Origin of the sequence: Bythopirellula sp., assembly GCF_041737835.1 — a bacterium.
Taxonomy (GTDB): domain Bacteria; phylum Planctomycetota; class Planctomycetia; order Pirellulales; family Lacipirellulaceae; genus Bythopirellula.
Genome location: NZ_JBGSQY010000030.1, coordinates 83,146 through 99,696 on the forward strand (window position 1 = coordinate 83,146; position 16,551 = coordinate 99,696).

The following is a 16,551-nucleotide window of genomic DNA, read 5'->3' on the forward strand; positions in this document are numbered from 1 at the left end:
GGTAAATCGAAATATGACAAACTCAGAAATCAGAGAAGAAGTTTTGGATATCCTCGAATCAATCGCTCCCGACGAGGATTTATCGAAGCTTGATGACGATAAGAACTTCCGCGAGCAGCTGGAACTCGACAGCATGGACTTCCTGGACATCGTGATGGAATTGCGCAAGCGCCATCGCGTGCAAATCCCAGAAGATGATTACATGAACCTGGCGAGCATGAATTCCACGGTGACTTATCTCACGCCATTGATGAAGGATATCCAGAAAGTCTAACGCCCGGTCTTTCTCGCAAGAGAGGGATGATTCTCCGCGACAGCCAATCATGTACGACACGATTATCATTGGCGCGGGGATGTCAGGGCTCGCGGCGGGAATTCGCCTTGCCTATTACGATCAGCGCGTCTGCATTCTCGAACGTCACACGACGATTGGCGGGTTGAATTCGTTTTATCGCTTACGCGGCCGGGACTACGACGTGGGCCTGCACGCCCTCACGAATATCACGCCCAAGGGGACCAAAAAAGGCCCCCTTGCGCGGCTACTACGGCAGCTCAAAATGTCGTGGGACGAACTGCAAATAGCGCCGCAGTTGGGCTCGGATATCGTCTTCCCCGGCGTGCGTTTGCGTTTTGATAACGATATCGATCTTTTGCGGTCGGAAGTTGCTAACGAGTTCCCCGCCGAGCGTGATAACTTCGACCGCCTGATCGCGGCGATTGTCGAATACGACGATCTCAACGAATCGCATCAAGCAATCTCTGCGCGGGCCAAGGTCGCGGAGTTTATCGGCGATCCGCTGCTGTTGGAAATGCTGTTTTGCCCTTTGATGTTCTATGGCTCGGCACGGGAGCATGACATGGATTGGGGACAATTCTCGATCATGTTTCGCAGCATCTTCCTCGAAGGCCTTGGCCGACCTCAAGCCGGCGTGCGGCTTATCCTGAAGCAACTTGTTCGCAAATTTCGCGCACTTGGTGGTGAGCTGAAACTGCGCACCGGCGTCAAAGAGATTGTCGTCGAAAACGGTCAGGTTCGCGGAGTGCTTCTTGAAAATGGTGAGTTCCTGGAAGGTCGGCGAGTGCTCTCCTCGGCGGGTTGGCACGAGACGATGCGGCTGTGCGATGATGGTGAACCCGTGACGACCCGCAGTTCAGGGCGGCTTACCTTTTGTGAAACCATCGCGACGCTCGACGTTGAACCAAGCGAACTAGGCCATGTGTCGACGATCACCTTTTTCAACGACAGCGATCAATTCCACTGGACCGTCCCTGATGAACCATGCGACGTGCGAAGCGGCGTAATTTGTAGCCCCAACAATTTTGCCTACGAAGAATCGGACGGCGGCAAGGCCGTACCGGGGACGATGCGGATCACGGCGCTCGCGAATTTCGATTTCTGGCAGGGGCTTGATGAGAAGAATTACCGCCTCGAAAAGCTGCGATGGTACGACCGCATCACCGATTCGGCGGTGAGGTTCGTTCCCGACTATCGTAGCCGTGTGCTCGATACCGATATGTTTACGCCGAACACGATCGTGCGGTTTACGGGTCATGATGGTGGTGCGATTTACGGTGCCCCCGAGAAGCAACTCGATGGCCGCACGCACTTGCCGAATCTCTTCGTCTGTGGAACGGATCAAGGCTTCGTCGGCATTGTGGGGAGCATCCTGAGTGGCATTTCGATGGCCAATCAGCACTGCTTGAAAGATTAATGGCGGGCTTAAACGGCATCGGGACGATGCCGGCTAACGCTGCAACACTGGCAGCAACTGATTCGGAGCGCCGAGCGCCAACAGCATCATCGCCGTCGTATGGGTGTTGCCGAATTTGTAGTCGTTGCTGTGACGTTCCGCTTCCCATGAACCTTCGGGACGCTGATTTTTGAGAACAACGTCGACAATCCGCGGGAAAAAGTTCTCCCAGTAGTGGCCGCCCAACTGATAGGTGGCCTGAGTGCAGAAGAACACGCCGTAGTGATAGCGGTCGTCGAGAAAGCCGGTTTGGCCGAAAGGTTCGACGACGTTGTATTTTTCAAAGCCGTTTTCAAGGATCCAATCTCCCGCGGTGCGGGCCTCTTCGGATTCATGCATGCCGGCCAGCGCCAAAGATACCACGCCGGCGCCTGACATCCCGCGGGTGCGGTGATCGTAGTGCGACGGCATCAGCACGAATGTGCCGTAGTCGGGATGGTAACAATTCTTGATAAAGACTACGGCATCGTCGATTGACTCCTGTGGAACGTCGAAACCGGCATTCTTGGCCGAGCGCAAGAACAGCATTTGCCAAACGGTGTTAGACAGATTGGAATCAACCGCTTCGCCGTCGCGATCCAATAGGTCGAGATACCGCCAGCCCCCTTGATCGACTGGACGTGCCTTCTGCCAATTCTGCATCGTCAGCGTGGCTTTAATACCTTTCTCAAGCACTTCCTTGATTTCATCAGCGCTGGTGCCCCCGGTGAGTGAATAGGCTTCCCCCAATGCCACGCCTGCGATGCCATGGTTATAGGTGACGGTTTCGCCCACGGTGCGCGAGACATTGCGAGTGATCTCGTCTCCGGTAGGAGCAATCAGGGCGATCAAACCATTGGGCTTCTGCCGCTCGGCGATATAAGTGACGGCCTTTTCGACAACTTCGCCATAGGGCTCGGAATCGGGCGTGTGACCATGCGCGAGAAAGGCAAGGACGCATAGCCCGGAAACTCCAGGCTGGCCATTCGGCAATGTGGGGAAGGAACCATCAGGCTGCTGCTGACTGGCGAGCCAGTTTAAACCCTTCTCGACGGATTCATCGACCTCGGCCCAGCGCTCCTCGCTGATGACATCCATCGAGGGGCCTTCTTCGGCCCGTAGCTCAATGAAGGACGACATGCTCGCCATCATAACGAGAAATGTAAAAATAGAGTGCCCGATTCGTTCCATGCGAGATTCTCCGTGAGCGGTTGCCGCTTTGGAGAATATAGTCGTTCAGTGGGCAAGATTCACGCGAAAAACGGAAAAATGCGTGTACTGCTCTGTTCAAGCCTTGGAAAGCATCAGCAAGCTGTTAGTTGTTCAAGCACGATTCTTCGGTCGGTGAGCCTCCCTCAGAATGACTTGTAGGCTAAGCAAGGTCGCGGTCTTCGAAAAAGATCAGCGCTAGGAGCATTGCCGCGGCGCAATAGAGCAAGCTGTACAGCCCCGTCATCAGGAGATATTCCATAGGTACGGAGGATGAGCCCGCGATGGCCCCTTCTATCTCGTAATAGTCGAGCACGGGGAGCACGTTGGAAATCAACCGCCCTATGAATTTGACGTAAACGATGTCACCCACCGACGATTTCACAATCAACGGCGCCAAATGGCCCAACACGTAGATCGAGCCGCAGATAATCAAGTTGGGCAGCATGGGAAGCCGGGTCGAGATCGCCACGCTGATGGCCGCCATCACGACTGCCTCGAAAAACGCGAGGATCAAGCCGGGCACGATCCGTACAACTTCGATAAAACAATCCTGCCAAATGGGAGCTTCCTTGGCCGATTCACGCGCGTCGTACACGACTTTGTACGACACGGTTAGCAAAAAGACCGCACCCAAAATCAGGAACATCAACAAAATCGGCCAGACGATACCCAGGAACTTGCCAAAGATAAAGGAACGCCGGCCGACGGGCTTGGAAAGCACGGTGAGCGCGGTACGGCCTTCGATTTCATCGGCGACCGACACGCTGGCCGTCCAGAGGGCGAAAATAATCGCCAAGACTTTGATCGTGGTCATGCCCGAGGTTTTGAGCATCTTTACGTCTTCGCCGAACGTGTTGTAAGGCACATAGACGTAGAGCAGCAACGCGGCGATGCCGATGCCGATCAGCAGGATAAACAGCGGCTGCGAGATGGCTTCCTTGGACGTGGCGGCGGCAATGATCGATGCTTTCGGCGCCAACAGGTTGATTAGCAAATAACCCAAGTACAATCCAATGACGCCCAGCGCGGCCGTCTTCAAATAATGCACTTCAGGCATTTCAACGTCGCTCTCGAAGATGAGAGTCACCTTGCTGTCGAGATCGCTGTCGTTGGTGAGGTAGAGCTCCTCAACATTTTCTTCAAAACCACGGGGCAGATTCTCACCCGGTGACCATTTGTAAAGTTGATCGCCTTGAACTTCGATCAAAGGCGCGATGTACTTCTTGCCCTTCTCGACGTTGACGGCAACGTCTTGCTCGCTTTCGATGAAGTAGCTTTGCAGCTCGTCGGGGCGGAATGAAACGGCGAGCACTTCGTCTTGCGCGGCTGCGGGGACGGTGATCGTTTTCTCGACACGGCCCACGGAGCTGATGCGGCCGAGCGATTCAAACACCTCCGCGGGATTCATCGTCGGTGTCGCCAAGAGCGCCAGGATGCCCAGAGTGGTGAGCGTATAGGTGACCGGTAGGAGAATGCTTTCCTTGACCGTGCCGAAGACCGACAAAGCGGCTCGGCGATTGATCAAGTACAGCAGCCCCCACAAGAGCACGAGAACCACCAGCCCGGCGGTTGTGCCAAGCGAAAGCAGCCAAATGGGTTTAAGCCAAACAGAAAGATTCGACATGAAAACTGGAACCGCGGAGGATTAGTGTCGGATATCAAAAGACGAAAATTCGCCGGTGGCGGCGCGGCGGTCGACAGCAGTGCTACGGATATGATTTGCCATGCGTTCGGCCACTTCCTGCAAAAATGCTGTCAATTCCTGAGGTTGCCCCTCCGCGACTAGCTCAACCCGCCCGTCTGGCAGGTTTCGAACGAACCCGGTCACTTCAAATTTCCCAGCGATACGGGAAGTGGTGTACCGAAAACCGACCCCTTGCACGTGCCCAGAATAGAAAACCTGGCAACGCTGGCAAGCGGGGCTGGCCATCTCGCTCTTTCATGCTGATGACGGCTAAGGGAACCAAACCAAACTTTCATGATAACCACAAAATGCCCTGGCTTCCAGGCGGCCAGTGTTCCGGCCAGTTGAGGCAATTTGCGTGATTGGCTTTGACCTAACGTGCTAGTTTTCGTAGTTTTCCCCCGCCATGAGCCGCAAAACTGTACAAATCGGACTACTCATTCTGTTAGCGTTGCTCAGCCAAGCTGCGACTGCGGACGATACTGATCCCATTGTGCCGGAAGATGGTCTGCTGGTGCTGGCAAACGGCAGCATCATGGACGGGACAATCGCGAGGGACGGCGATTACTACCGTGTGCTCTTGGAAAAGGGAACGCTGCGAGTTCGCGCCGATCAAGTCGATTTCTTTTGCCAGACCATGGCCGAGGCTTATCAGCGCCGCCAAGCGCGACGACTGGGACAAATGCCTTCGGCCGATGCACACGTCGAGATGGCTCAATGGTGCCTGCAACACGAGTTGATTGAATTTGCGTTCGCGGAACTTGCCGCGGCACGTGAGCTTGATCCTCAGCACACTTTGCTCCCGATGATCGAGCGCAGGCTGGCACAAGCCAAAGAAATGGCGACTGCCAAAGCATTGACTCCGGCGCCAGTACCCATCGTCGATGAACAGGTTCATGAAGCCAATTCCGAGATGAGCTTCGGCGAGATTCCTCTCTGGGCACGAAGTGAATTCATTAAACGCGTGCAACCAATGATGGCCCACTCGTGTGCAAAGTCGGGTTGTCATTTGCCGAATTCACCACAGCAAATGAAGATCGATCGCAGCGCACTCGATGGCGTTGGTAATCCTGAACTCATTCACCGCAATCTCTCGGTCATCATCGCGGAAGTGAATCTCGAAGAGCCCGAAAAGAGTCGGCTCTTAACGATGGGAGCAGCCGCCCATGGAAACACGAAGGAAGGGCAATCGCGGCCACTCACGCCACATCAGCTAGAAATCCTACGGGCTTGGGTGACCCAGTTGTCCGTGGGTGAAGCGCCCATCAAGGAAGAACGCGAAGCTCAATCTCGTAGCAATCAGATTGTTGTGGGGGTGAATAGTTCTGCGCAGCAGGCGTATATGAAAGACGAACAAGCTGCCGCGGCATCAACGGATCCGTTTGATCCGTCGGAATTTAATCGCCAAAACACCCCCGAAGCGAAGGCAGACGAATCTACTTCTGAGCCTCAAGCTGTTGAGGCCCCGCCGACTGAGACGCAGCCGGTTGAAACTCCGCCGGTTGAGGCTGAGCCAGCGCCACACTAGGTAGCTGCGACGGTCCCCCGGAAAGAATCGATCCCGCGCGGCCCGGCGAATTCGAATAAGGGCCATCGGGCACGACTGGCGCACAGTCGGTGTAACTCTGGCACATACGGCAACCGCTCGCGGCGAGCAAAACCAACAGCGCGCAAGCATATTTTCCACGATCCATGGCAACGAATCCCCCCGGCTGAGCCATGAGCAAACGACGCGCGATCGCACGTCGAGAAAAGTGTACTTCTTGTGCATCGGCCGCCCGTGGCGTTTCAGGTGAGAGAAAACGGCATGCTAGCATTGCGACATGCCCAGTGCCGCGTAAATTCGTGGATCGGCCAGCGTGTCGGCGATGAATTTCGCCCCGGGAAATTGATGCGTATGCGAATGACCGTGGGGGACGGCCACCGTGTAGGCTTCCGCGGCAACGGCGGCGCGGCAACCGATTTGGCTGTCTTCGAGCACCATCATTTCTTGCGGTGCTACGCCATGCTTCTCGGCGGAAAGCAGATAGATATCAGGAGCTGGCTTGCCGTGTTCGATTTCATTGCCCGCGACGGTGAAAGCAAATCGGCCCACGAGATTGGACTGAGTGAGCACACTATCGAGAAACTCACGACCGCTGCTCGTGGCGATCGCCTTGGGGATGTTGGCTTGCTCCAACGCCCCAAGTAAGTCGAGCAATCCTGGCATGGGAGACAACCGAGTTCCCAACAAGCCATGCATGACTTCCATCGATTCGGTGGCGAGTGCGTCCACGGTATCGGTGAGGTTATTCCAGTCGATCATGATTTGCAGTGCTTTGTGCGACTGACGACCCATCATTTCGTTGAGAAGCTCGGGCGTAAACGCACAACCCCGGCGAGCGAGCACGACGCTCCCGACTTCCTGATAAAGTTCTTCAGTGTTGAACATCAGGCCATCGAGATCGAACACGACGGCACGCAACGGGGAAACTGGAATTGGATAGTCTTTCATATTTTGCCACAGAGCACACAGAATTCGCGGAGGGAAGAGTAATTAACTACCACAGAAACAAACTCTGTGATCTCCGTGTCCTCTGTGGCTAATCTCTTTCACTTTGCGATTTTAGGTTTCTGGCGTAAATCGTAAATTTTGTACCAAGGATTCTCATAAGCCACGGTCAACGGCAGCGGTGGGTATTCGGTCGTTAGAATATAGTCAATCTTGTTCTCTACCGCGATTTCACGCAGCCGGTCAGCCCCCAATTCCTGGACTGACCCGTAGGGGCCTATCTCACCAAATTCATCGACGGCGCCGAAGTAGACTTCCTGATAACGCCGCCACCACTCGACCATTGAGGCGGCATCTTGCGGCACATCTTTCCAACTGAAGTAAACAGGCCGCTCGGCAAACCAACGAAATGTTGACGCATGGCGTGGGATCAAGAAAAGTGCGTCGGGGGCCGTATGCCCTTTGGCCCACGCACAGGCATCTCGCCAAGCCAGTGCCTCGCGTGTTTCATGGCTTTCAACCGATGTGACATCGGCCCAACGCACGGTTGTCGTGAGCATCATCAAGCCAGCCGATCCCAGCACAGCCAAAATGGCAACGCTTCTTGCTGTGCGGTATGTGTCGTTAGCAACCGAGGTCAGGATGGCTCCTAAACTTAGCGCCAAGGCCAACGGCACGGCGATGTCGGCCAAGCGAAACCAATAGTATTTGAGCAGACTCGCCGAAAGTGCGGGCGAATTGATCGTGGCGAATTCCCACAGGAGCCCCAGCAGGCAGATCGCGACGCTTGCCCAAGCGAATAGCTGAATACGGCGAAGCGGCAAGGCGTTGGGTTGATCGGTTTGCGAGGAAAATCGCGTAATGAACGCGAACAGCGCTAACAGTATTCCGAAGCGAACGAACCGCTTGATCATTTGTTCTAGCGGCAGCCGATGGAGTGCCAAATGATGGGGCAAACGCTCAAACACATAGATTTGATTCGCCTCGTCGCTGATTTCCGGTGCAACTTTCGCGGTGAGTAACAATCCGGGAACAATGCCAGGTAAGGCCAGCACACCACCTAAGATCAACGAGGGAAGCATCGCAACTAACTTGGGGCGATTATCTTTGGACTCGAACAGCCAAACTGCCGCGGCGCAGATCACCGACCAACCTCCGACCAAGACATGAAACGCCGAGGCCAAACCGAGTAGCGGCCAAACGCGCTGCCAACGTCCGATCGCGAGTTCCGCGAGGCCGCAAAAGACAAACACATAGGCAAAGCACTTGCCTTCAACGCCCCCAATTACCCATTCGCCGGCGAGGTTGCCTTGCTCAATAAATGTGACGAAAAGCAGGGCGGTAATCACTGACAGCCAGCGAGTTGGCACAAGCCGGCTGCTCAAACGCTGCCACGACCAGGCCAGCGCCAGCCAACAAACAATTCGGCCGATCCAAGCCACCACCGGCAACGAGAACCAGCGCGTCAACCAGCCCAGCGTCCAGTAGAAAGTGAGATGAGCCTCAGCCGATTCGAGAAACAAATCCCCTGGGCACCAAGTGGGATTCCAATAGTGCTTCGCCTTGGTGAGATAATGCGTCTCGTTCACGTGCGGCACGGGGACACCCGCCGCAACGAAAAAAACGAGAAAGATGAGCCCGATTTCCAGCCAACGCTGCCACGCGGTTTGTGTGAGGTCCGTCGAATTCTGCGCGATGGCGTTCATGTTATCAGCGTAAACGGTGCTGGGCACAAATTGCAACTGTGCGGTGCCGCGAAATCTTGGAATGTCAAGGAACACGCCTCTCAGCGAGTGAACACTATTATCGCGATTCAAAGCAGCCGTTCAACGTCGATTCTTGGCCGGGGTGAATGTATTACACCACGGAGACACGGAGTTCTCGGAGAGGAACCACGAATGGGACGAATAGCACGAATAAGAATGAGGGGACAGAGGGCGTGCCACCCGCTGAGCTTGGCGAGGTTTGTCAGGTTTGCTTGGTTTGCAGCCCCCCTGAGCTCGCAAACCTGACTTTTCGCGCGAGCGCTGGGGTCCCAACTTTCGCGCCGAAAGTCTTGGGTTTTGTCACGTGGTCATGTCGCAAGTGTTGAAACTTCAAGCCCTTGCGAAATTGACACGTGCCAAAACGTGGCGACTTTTGGTCAAAACGAACGACAAGCGCGTTCCAAAACTCAATCAACATTTCCAATTGTCAAAGAACACGGCCTTTGCGGCGAGCGTGTATTTTAACCAATTGAGCCGGTTAAATCTTGGAAATTTTTGGCCATGTGAAGATGTATGAGCCACAGAGGACACAGAGAACACGGAGGAAAATTTGAACCGCTGATAGATGCTGACATGAAATGGCGTGATGATTTTAATGCCGGAGGCATGGCAGCTAATAGCCAGGGTGTTGAGGCAAGATGAGTTCCACGAATCTTGACGATACCCCTGGAAATCGAAATTTATCTTCCATCGGCCGAGAGATCGCCTACCAGGGGTGTCGTCCCTAAGGCTCCTCAAACACCTGGCTAATGCCTTTTATCCCTACGGGATATAGCGAAGAAAAGTGGTATTTCATGTCGAACACCTCTTGTGCTGCGCACACCGACACGAATCCGGTCGAGTTTTCACGTCTTCGGACCGATTTGCGGATGTCGTGTCGGTGCTACCCCTTTTTCTCTTCCCTGTTCTCTACTCGTGTCGCCTTCCCCAGAACCGCCTCTCTCCGAATCGGTGTCACCATCCCGAATGGGGCGTTTGGCAGAACTCGGCTGCATATCATCGAGCATCTTTCTCTGACAATTTTGCTTGTACTCCTGTGCGACGGGGCTCAGCTTGGCGTGTTCATCCCAAATCCAGAGTATTAAGTCCATATCGACCTCCCCTTTCGCCTCTTCGTCGAGCTTGCGCTGAAACCGACGCAGGTCGTCTAGGCTGACCCGCCCCGACAACAAGCATTCGTGGGGCAGGCCACTCGTCCAAGAGATTGCGGTATTCCATTGGTCTTGCGTCAAATCCGGCGGACATTTTGCGGCGAGCGATTGGATGGTCGCGAAAATTTGCGAGATCAGATCGGAGCGTTTTGGCTGCATCTCATCGAGCATGACTTTCTGAAATTGCTTTTTGTATCGCTCTCCAGCGGGAGTCAGTTCTGCAACTTCATCCCATATCCAGAAGATCAAAACCATATCGACCTTTCCCTTCACACGCTCCTCTAGCTCGCGCTGAAAACGACGCAGGTTGTCCAGCTTCCATTGGAAACGACGCAGGTCGTATGTGCTGCCCGCTCCTGACGTCGGCAACATACTCTGGTCTGTGAGCTTGCCTGTCCAGGAAACTGCGACCTCCCATTGCTTCTGCGTCATTTCCGGTGGGCATCTTGTGGAAAGCAACCCAATGGCCTTGCGAATTTCACTCGCAATCCGGGGATCGCTCAACTGCATATCATGGAGCATGACTTGCTGGAATTTCCGCTTATATTGCAGTCCATGAGGGTCAATTTTCGCAACTTCATCCCAGATCCAGAGGACTAAATCCATGTCCACCTTCCCTTTCGCCCTCTCCTCCAACTCGCGCCGCAAACCGCGCATGTCGTCCAGGTCGGCGCATCCTGGCAACATCGTGTTGCCCGTAAGTTGCAGCGTCCAATCAACTGCGACATTCCATCCGCGTTGTGTCATGTCGGGTGGACATTTCTTGGCGAGCGATGCAATAGTCATTTGCATTTGATCTCGAACCCACCTGGGCTTGCCTATCGTGTGGTCGACCCACGCCACGAATGCAATCACGATGCAGATCACGACCACCGCAATGATGCCACACCAACGCCAAAGTCGGCTCTGAGAATTTGACATAGTCATTGCCTTTCATCACAAACGGCGTGCGTGAATCTGGTAGTAGTATAACGCTTTATCTCAAGAAAGTCTTTCAGGCCGCTCGCGGAGCGATTCACTCATGAAGACTGGTCATGTCTTAGAAGTGAGAGTTATCGACCCAAATTCCATTTCTGAATAAGAGATGCGATTCATGTCGAAGACCTCTCGTGCTGCGCACCCGACACGAATCCGGTCGAGTTTTCACATCGTGGGTCCGGTTTGCGGATGTCGTGTCGGTGCTACCCCGCTACCTCGCTTCTCTCACGGCCTGTACTTAATCCACACGCAAGACGATTTTGCCTCTCACACCGCCGCGCTCGATGCGTCGGTGGGCCTCGGCGGCCTCTTGGAGAGGCAATTCCGCGCTGATGACAGGACGGAGCTGACCTCGCTCGACCAGTGTTGCAATGGTTGCTAAACGTGCAGGGTCTGGGGATGTAAAGACAAAATGGAGAGCTGCATTTTTGCTATAAGCGTTGAGCAGGTTGTGGGGTTGATCGTGGTCGACGATGCTGACTAATCGCCCCCCGAACGCAAGACAGTCGATGCTCCGATGGAATGTATCCCCTCCGACCGTGTCGATCACCACGTCCACTCCGCGGCCAGCAGTTAGCGACAGCGTTTCAGCCACAAAGTCCGTCGTCTTATAGTCGATTGTGTGACTTGCTCCCAACTCACGGACCAAGGATTCATTCGCACCCTGGCACGTGGTCAAAACCCTCGCACCGCTGATTGCCGCCATCTGAATGGCGAGCGATCCAACCCCTCCCGCTCCCGCATGGATCAGGACCGAGTCACCTGGTGAAATTCGTCCCCGCTCGAATAAGCACTGCCAGGCCGTCCCCGCAGCGAGCGGCAACGCTGCGGCCTCGACGTGCGTCAGCGTGCTCGGCTTTCTCACCACGACCGCTGCCGGAACAACATGCTGCTCCGCGTAGGTGCCGGCCCCGGCCAGCAGCGGGGTCATGTAGAACACCTCGTCTCCCACACCAACATTGTCGACACCCTCACCCACGGCCTCGACCACACCCGACGCTTCGCTGCCTAAGATCAACGGCAGTTCAACGCTGTCGGCGTAGTCGCCACGGCGCGTTTGGATATCGAGTGGATTCACACCCGAGGCATGAACGCGGACGAGCACATGCATCGGTGGTAGCGTCTGCGGGGAGTCCAACGTCTGATATTGCAATTGATCCGCGCCACCGAACGCTTCCAGGATGACTGCTTTCATGGATGTTCCTTTCGACTCAGGCTTACCCTAGGGGCAATTATCTCGCCCACAGCGGCATGCACAAGTCGACGTTTTTTGAGCGCACGGGGCGTAAAATGGGAGCAGAGGAAAGGCAACCACGAATCGAACGAATAGCACGAATCTAGGAACCGCTTATAATTAGCGATGAGTTACAAGGCGTAAGCCGTAGATTTCAAGACTCCCGACCCCTTATCTTTTGCCTTCTTTTTTTCTAGCCGGAATAATTTTTTCGATAACATGTATGGGCGTTGACATATAGCAAAACCTAATGAAACCCCCACATTAATGCGACTAGCAATGGCAAACAATTACGACGAACTCGAATTCGACTACAAGATGCATTTGCAGCTTTCTAACTTAAATGCGCACATTCAGTCGCGAAACAGAATGTCACTTACAGACGCAATGACATTTTTGCTGGTATTCACATCATTCTCGGTGTCGTTATTGCATTCGCAAGATTCAAGCAGCGAATTTAGCCCCACTGATAACATGATTAGGTTAGGAGCTATTTGGGATCAGCAAACAACATCATTACTCTCAGGCACATTTGAATGTCGCGTACTCCGAGTCAAAGTACCTCAAGAGCATAATATCACGAGAGATGAAGTTAGATCGCTTATCAAAGATCTCAGTCAAGATCTGTCAGCCGCTTCATTAACTAGGGTTTCAAATGCATTGGACCCCCGACTAATAGGTTCTGAAATCCCATGGTCTAACAAGACTTATGTATTTGATGGCGAAAGCGTGACGATACACGAATCGCTGTTGGGGGCGTCCGATCTGAGTAAAACTTTCACTAGACATAATGACTATGAAATTATCACGAGGGAGTTGAATTCGAGATCTTCCGAGCAAATATCCATAGGCGACCGCGGCTCCTTTATGGTGCACGTGCCGAAAATTTCAGATATGGTGTTCATACCGCCCGAATTGCTACAGCGGGAGGGTAAAATCATGCCAATTGAAGGCGATAATTTTCCAAATCGCTCACAAGTGTCCAGGGGTGATTTTGAGTCCGCAATTGTCGATACAACCTCAGGCTTTGTATACGAGTATCAACGGGGGACATATGGACAACTTTACTTCGAAGTCTTGCAATATCTTCCTACTACATTTGCTGGAAACATAATTTTGCCTGGGATTCAAATGCAGTCCAAATACCAGGGCGATCGCCTACGAAGCTTTGAGCTTAGGGTGATAGACCGTGCAGCACCTAACGAGGTAATCGAGGAAAGCGCTTTTGTCGTGAAGGCCAAGACTGAGAATGTGATCGTTGACCGCGTTGGCAGGAAGAAGCCCGTTGTTTCGACCGGCTTAGATGCAGAAGATGCAACCCAACTGATAAGCTTTGAGGAAGAGGACAAGAAAGACGAACTCAACTTTCCGCGAATTTTCGCCTTGGGACTCTTAGTTCTATTTCTGGTTCTATTTTTGTTTTTTGCTGTACTTCTAAAACACCATCGCAGACGTACTGCAAGTAAAAAGTTTGGTGGCTAGATATGGACATGTTCACCTTTCTTCTCCAGAAGAAAGGCAACCACGAATCGAACGAATGGCACGAATCGGTCGGGTAACACCGACACTTTGTCCGCAAATGGTTATCCATCCGCGTTGGTTGAGCCGGACACATGTCGGTGTGCGCAGCACAAGATGTTTTCGACGCACATCACCCCCAGTTCTTTTCGGCCACAAATGGAATTTTGAAGACGGAAAATCAGAAATGACGTGGTGACACTTATTTCCTAAAATCAATGCTCCATATCGGTGTATGGCTCGAATACTGTGATATGAACTAATTCTTCACCGTCAAAGACAAAATCTATTCCGCTTAAGGCATAAAGATAACACGTAGTTGGGCCGCCCTCCGTGTCGGAAGTAGAAATTGACGGCAGTGTTCCATATTTCTTGATGACGTCTTCTTTAGAGCTTGTCGCTCCAATGCCGCGGTCCGTTGTGCCAACGTACGGCTTATCAATTCCTTTATATCCGCTTGGCTTATATATGAACGTCACAGCAGCAATGCGCCCTTCCTGTTGGCCAACTGATATTCCCAATGTGGCGTTGCGAAGTCTCTTGTGAAAAAGAAACGGCTCGGATACCTCGATCCAAGCTCCCTGCAATTCTGAAATATCCTGTCCTATGTAACAATTCTTTATACCTGGCCAGCGCGAATCATATCGGCTTCATCATGTGACAGAGGCTCACTTTTCCAGGTAAAGATCGTCACAACAGCGAAACAAGCACATAACACGGTGATAATTAGAGCAGGTTGACGGAAGCTAAACTTCATCTTAATTATCGCCTTGTAGAGCGTTGCTGACCTCGTATAAAGCCAGAACCCATGCCTCTACACGTTGAATCTTGAGTTCCCGCATTAACTCATTGATTGGAAATCTCTGAATTCCTTGTTGACTTTACGGGCTAAACGGATCGATCTTTGTCGTATTAATATCGTCATTAAAGATTCTCCTCATGTTCCTTTGCGCGACAAGTATTTGCGAGACAGAAAAAAAGGGGGAGATTCATATTGGCGCAATGCCCAAATTTAGCTGGATCCCCAGAACTCGCAGAACTCGCCTGAGGATGACAAAGGCGAAATAGTCAGCCGTTACACAAACATCATTCGTGTCGATTCGTACTATTCGTGGTTTCCTTCCCACGTAGAACGTCACAGTATTGTAGAACTCCGACCTCACAGAGGTCGGCTACAGTCTCACAGAGATCGCGTACAGTTTTGGTCAGCCACAGAGAACGCGCCTAATACGCGTTTTCTTGCTTGAACACGACGAACACCGTTTGGAACAGAATCTTCAGATCCATCCACAGCGTCCACTCGCGGATGTAGCGGTGGTCGAATTCGATGCGGCGTTCCATCTTTTCGAGCGTCTCGGTTTCGCCGCGCCAGCCGTTCACTTGGGCCAGGCCCGTGATGCCGGGTTTGACTTTGTGCCGGAGCATGTAGCCATCGATCAGCGTGCGGTACTGTTCATTGTGTGCCGAGGCATGGGGCCGCGGGCCGACGAGTGACATGCTGCCACCCACGACGTTGAACAATTGCGGCAGTTCGTCTAGCGACGTCTTACGCAAGAATTTGCCAATCGGCGTGATGCGGTCGTCGTCTTTGGTGGCTTGGCGGATGTCGCTACCGTTGTCGCAGGTTTGCATCGAACGAAACTTCCAGACGAGGATTTCTTCGCCGGAGAGGCCGTAGCGTTTTTGCCGAAAGAAAACCGGCCCGGGTGAAGTGAATTTTACGAGCGCCGCGATCACAAACAGCGGCACGGCAAGTGCCGCCAGCAGCGAAAGCGAGACCACCAAATCAAAGCCCCGTTTGAGGACGCCGTCGATGCCCGAAATGGGGGTTTCAAACACGCTCACTACGGGCAGGCCATTGATTTGGTTCCAACGGGCGTGCAGCATCTGGAACACGAAAAAGTCGGGCACAATATAGACCGAGGCGGTCGTGTCGCTCAACTTACTGAGGTAGTCGCGAATTCGTTTTTCGGCGCGCATCGGGAATGTGATGAACACCATGTCGACTTCGCCTCGGCGGGCCAAGTCGGCAAGTTGATTGAGCGTGCCGGCGCTGGGTAGATCATGACCCAAAACTTCCTTGGTACGGCTGGTAGGGCGGTCATCAAAAAAGCCTGCAAGCTCCAAGCCCAGCTCGGGCGAGGCTTGAATATTCTGTGCAAGTTGCACCGCCAATTGATTTACGCCGCAAATGGCGAAGCGCTTGGTGTTGAAGCCGCGTTTCCGCATGTTCTTCAAGAACATCAAGAACACCACGCGGCAACTGCCCATCGCCATGGGCGTCAGAAAGAGCCAGATGATTTTCGATTCGTAACTGATGTGGGCGTTGAACTGGGTGAGCAAACCTATGCCCAACACCAGCGGCGCCGTGTAGATCCAGTTGAGCAGCATGCACCACAATTCGAGATACAACCGCGAACCACGCCAGTTGCGGTAGAGCCCACTCATCTCGGAAGCGATCAAGTGCATCAGGAGCGTCGTCGCGCTAATGACGGCCAGGTCTGAGCTGTCGGTCCCCAACGTGTATCGGAGCGCCAACAGAACGCTGGTAAAAATTGCCACCGAGTCGATCAGTCGATAGGCGATGCCCAACATCGAGCGGTGAGTGCGTACCTGATAATCTGTCGAAGTGCCCACGGCCATGCTTCCGGGTCAAGGGGTGAAAAGGATGCGTGGCGGAAAATGAGGCACCACGGCTTGTGCAAGTTTACGTCCCCAAATTGAGGTAGGCGGCGTGATTTCGCGTAAGCGCAATTCATGTTGCGAAAAAGCAACAATCCCCAAAAA

12 protein-coding genes are annotated in these 16,551 nt (G+C 53.4%); 4 read left to right on the plus strand and 8 right to left on the minus strand.

Annotation, left to right across the window (positions count from 1 at the left end):
* Positions 1 to 13 precede the first annotated feature (13 nt).
* Complete coding sequence (locus AC6T8Q_RS08915; RefSeq protein ID WP_496919036.1) at positions 14 to 274, plus strand: acyl carrier protein; 261 nt, start codon at positions 14 to 16, stop codon at positions 272 to 274.
* Between the two features lie 49 nt (positions 275 to 323).
* Positions 324 to 1,712, plus strand: a complete 1,389-nt coding sequence (locus tag AC6T8Q_RS08920; protein ID WP_500678742.1) for a phytoene desaturase family protein — start codon at positions 324 to 326, stop codon at positions 1,710 to 1,712.
* Positions 1,713 to 1,745: 33 nt separating this feature from the next.
* Here AC6T8Q_RS08920 and AC6T8Q_RS08925 read toward each other — a convergent pair whose 3' ends face one another.
* The 3 genes from AC6T8Q_RS08925 to AC6T8Q_RS08935 form a co-directional block, all read right to left on the minus strand.
* Positions 1,746 to 2,870, minus strand: a complete 1,125-nt coding sequence (locus AC6T8Q_RS08925) for a prenyltransferase/squalene oxidase repeat-containing protein (protein ID WP_500678743.1) — start codon at positions 2,868 to 2,870, stop codon at positions 1,746 to 1,748.
* A gap of 232 nt (positions 2,871 to 3,102) precedes the next feature.
* Complete coding sequence (locus tag AC6T8Q_RS08930) at positions 3,103 to 4,566, minus strand: ABC transporter permease (RefSeq protein WP_500678744.1); 1,464 nt, start codon at positions 4,564 to 4,566, stop codon at positions 3,103 to 3,105.
* 21 nt (positions 4,567 to 4,587) lie between these two features.
* The gene (locus AC6T8Q_RS08935; protein WP_500678745.1) at positions 4,588 to 4,872 is read right to left on the minus strand and encodes an acylphosphatase; all 285 of its coding nucleotides are present in this window, start codon (positions 4,870 to 4,872) and stop codon (positions 4,588 to 4,590) included.
* Between the two features lie 160 nt (positions 4,873 to 5,032).
* On the opposite strand from AC6T8Q_RS08935, the gene AC6T8Q_RS08940 reads away from it, so the two are divergent.
* A complete protein-coding gene (locus AC6T8Q_RS08940) occupies positions 5,033 to 6,154 on the plus strand; it encodes a hypothetical protein (RefSeq protein ID WP_500678746.1) in 1,122 nt (373 codons plus the stop codon).
* A 282-nt stretch (positions 6,155 to 6,436) separates the two neighbouring features.
* On the opposite strand, the gene AC6T8Q_RS08945 is transcribed toward AC6T8Q_RS08940, so the two are convergent.
* From AC6T8Q_RS08945 to AC6T8Q_RS08960, 4 genes are all read right to left on the minus strand, one after another.
* On the minus strand, positions 6,437 to 7,120 hold the full coding sequence (locus tag AC6T8Q_RS08945; RefSeq protein ID WP_500678747.1) for an HAD family hydrolase: 684 nt from the start codon (positions 7,118 to 7,120) through the stop codon (positions 6,437 to 6,439).
* 98 nt (positions 7,121 to 7,218) lie between these two features.
* Complete coding sequence (locus AC6T8Q_RS08950; RefSeq protein ID WP_500678748.1) at positions 7,219 to 8,850, minus strand: DUF6798 domain-containing protein; 1,632 nt, start codon at positions 8,848 to 8,850, stop codon at positions 7,219 to 7,221.
* Positions 8,851 to 9,728: 878 nt separating this feature from the next.
* The gene (locus AC6T8Q_RS08955) at positions 9,729 to 10,955 is read right to left on the minus strand and encodes a hypothetical protein (RefSeq protein WP_500678749.1); all 1,227 of its coding nucleotides are present in this window, start codon (positions 10,953 to 10,955) and stop codon (positions 9,729 to 9,731) included.
* 295 nt (positions 10,956 to 11,250) lie between these two features.
* Positions 11,251 to 12,207 carry a quinone oxidoreductase family protein gene (locus AC6T8Q_RS08960; protein WP_500678750.1) on the minus strand — a complete coding sequence of 319 codons (957 nt, stop codon included), beginning with the start codon at positions 12,205 to 12,207 and terminating at the stop codon, positions 11,251 to 11,253.
* Between the two features lie 318 nt (positions 12,208 to 12,525).
* Between AC6T8Q_RS08960 and AC6T8Q_RS08965 the strand changes: the two genes are divergently transcribed.
* Positions 12,526 to 13,728 (plus strand): hypothetical protein, encoded by a 1,203-nt coding sequence (locus AC6T8Q_RS08965; RefSeq protein ID WP_500678751.1) that lies wholly within the window; start codon positions 12,526 to 12,528, stop codon positions 13,726 to 13,728.
* A gap of 1,260 nt (positions 13,729 to 14,988) precedes the next feature.
* On the opposite strand, the gene AC6T8Q_RS08970 is transcribed toward AC6T8Q_RS08965, so the two are convergent.
* Positions 14,989 to 16,401, minus strand: coding sequence for an undecaprenyl-phosphate glucose phosphotransferase (locus tag AC6T8Q_RS08970; protein ID WP_500678752.1), 1,413 nt, complete (start codon positions 16,399 to 16,401; stop codon positions 14,989 to 14,991).
* Positions 16,402 to 16,551: the final 150 nt, after the last annotated feature.

What these genes read in the sequence shown, in the direction of transcription:
- AC6T8Q_RS08915 (WP_496919036.1), top strand. Translation starts at nt 14, where the DNA reads ATGACAAACTCAGAAATCAGAGAAGAAGTTTTGGATATCCTCGAATCA.
- AC6T8Q_RS08965 (WP_500678751.1), top strand. Translation starts at nt 12,526, where the DNA reads ATGGCAAACAATTACGACGAACTCGAATTCGACTACAAGATGCATTTG.
- AC6T8Q_RS08955 (WP_500678749.1), bottom strand. Translation starts at nt 10,955, where the DNA reads ATGTCAAATTCTCAGAGCCGACTTTGGCGTTGGTGTGGCATCATTGCG.
- AC6T8Q_RS08960 (WP_500678750.1), bottom strand. Translation starts at nt 12,207, where the DNA reads ATGAAAGCAGTCATCCTGGAAGCGTTCGGTGGCGCGGATCAATTGCAA.
- AC6T8Q_RS08930 (WP_500678744.1), bottom strand. Translation starts at nt 4,566, where the DNA reads ATGTCGAATCTTTCTGTTTGGCTTAAACCCATTTGGCTGCTTTCGCTT.
- AC6T8Q_RS08920 (WP_500678742.1), top strand. Translation starts at nt 324, where the DNA reads ATGTACGACACGATTATCATTGGCGCGGGGATGTCAGGGCTCGCGGCG.
- AC6T8Q_RS08925 (WP_500678743.1), bottom strand. Translation starts at nt 2,870, where the DNA reads ATGTCGTCCTTCATTGAGCTACGGGCCGAAGAAGGCCCCTCGATGGAT.
- AC6T8Q_RS08940 (WP_500678746.1), top strand. Translation starts at nt 5,033, where the DNA reads ATGAGCCGCAAAACTGTACAAATCGGACTACTCATTCTGTTAGCGTTG.
- AC6T8Q_RS08935 (WP_500678745.1), bottom strand. Translation starts at nt 4,872, where the DNA reads ATGGCCAGCCCCGCTTGCCAGCGTTGCCAGGTTTTCTATTCTGGGCAC.
- AC6T8Q_RS08945 (WP_500678747.1), bottom strand. Translation starts at nt 7,120, where the DNA reads ATGAAAGACTATCCAATTCCAGTTTCCCCGTTGCGTGCCGTCGTGTTC.